Genomic DNA, 1,209 nt, shown 5'->3' on the forward strand with positions numbered 1-1,209 from the left:
GTACTCGTCCGAGGACGGCCGTCTTGCGAGTTCATCCGGTCTGTAGCTGACTGTCGGTATGGATATCCTTACTGATAGTCGCCAAGTGCGTCGCCTTGAAATTGTGGAGACTGGTCGGCGTCGGCGCTGGTCGGCTGCCGAGAAGCTGCGGATTGTCGAGGAAAGTTTTTCGGGTCCGCGGCTGGTGTCGGCGACAGCACGGCATCATGGGCTTTCGAAACAGCTTCTGTTTTCGTGGCGCAAGGCCTATCGCGAAGGACAGCTTGGCGGCTGTCAGGTAGGTGGATTTGTGCCGGCCCGAATTGTGTCGGAGGTCCAGTCGACGACGGAGCGTGCGGCACCGGCGGCGACTGGCACTCTGGAAGTCGTGACCGCGAATGGCCGACGCGTGATCGTGGATCGCAACGTCGATGTCGCGGTTTTGCTACGGATCATGCGAGGGCTGGAGACACTACGGTGATCCCGATCCCGACGGGCGTGCGAGTGTGGCTGGCGACGGGCCATACCGACATGCGGTGTGGCTTTCCGAGCCTGGCTCTGCGCGTGCAGGAAGTGCTCAAGCGCGACGCCATGGGCGGCGGTCTTTTCTGCTTCAGGGGCAAACGCGGCGATCTTTTGAAGGTCATTTGGCACGATGGCCAGGGAGCATGCCTGTTTACCAAAAGACTCGAGAGAGGAAGGTTTATCTGGCCATCGGTTGCCGGTGAACCGGTAACGATCTCTCCGGCGCAGTTGAGCTATCTGTTGTCCGGGATCGATTGGCGCAACCCTCAAGAAACCCAGCGTCCGACGCGGGTCGGATAGCCGCTTTTACGGTTTGCATCTGCTGCTTGATCTGATTCAATGGCTTTATGATATCGAAGCCGGACGATCTTCCATCGGACCTTGTGAGTGCCCTGGCGGCGCTGCAGGCCGAGCGTGAGGCGCGGCTGCGAGCCGAGGCGGTGGCTGCCAGTGCGCGGGCGGAGCTGTCGGACAACGAGGCGCTGATCGCGCATCTCGAGCTGCGGATCGAGAAGCTCAAACGCGAACTGTACGGGCAGCGCTCCGAGCGCACGGCACGGCTGCTCGAGCAGCTGGAGTTGGAGCTCGAAGAACTCGTCACCACGGCGAGCGAGGATGAGCTTGCCGCGCAGGCCGCAGCGGCGAAGACGCAGAACGTCCGCCCCTTCATGCGCAAGCGGCCGGTGCGCAAGCCATGGCCGGATG

Annotated in this window: 2 protein-coding genes and 1 pseudogene; all 3 read left to right on the top strand. The window is 62.1% G+C overall.

Annotated features, from left to right (window positions below):
* Positions 1-58: 58 nt before the first annotated feature.
* A complete protein-coding gene (locus IVA82_RS37615; RefSeq protein WP_247381101.1) occupies positions 59-460 on the top strand; it encodes a transposase in 402 nt (133 codons plus the stop codon).
* Positions 457-804 carry an IS66 family insertion sequence element accessory protein TnpB gene (gene tnpB, locus IVA82_RS37620; RefSeq protein ID WP_247493804.1) on the top strand — a complete coding sequence of 116 codons (348 nt, stop codon included), beginning with the start codon at positions 457-459 and terminating at the stop codon, positions 802-804. The genes IVA82_RS37615 and tnpB overlap by 4 nt, the downstream gene beginning before the upstream one ends.
* Before the next feature lie 47 nt (positions 805-851).
* Positions 852-1,209, top strand: a pseudogene (locus IVA82_RS37625) (IS66 family transposase); the annotation flags it as partial.

Source organism: Bradyrhizobium sp. 142, from assembly GCF_023074015.1.
Taxonomy (GTDB): domain Bacteria; phylum Pseudomonadota; class Alphaproteobacteria; order Rhizobiales; family Xanthobacteraceae; genus Bradyrhizobium.

Bases quoted from the DNA above. Each gene is read 5' to 3' on its own strand.
- IVA82_RS37615 (WP_247381101.1), top strand. From the start codon at position 59: ATGGATATCCTTACTGATAGTCGCCAAGTGCGTCGCCTTGAAATTGTG.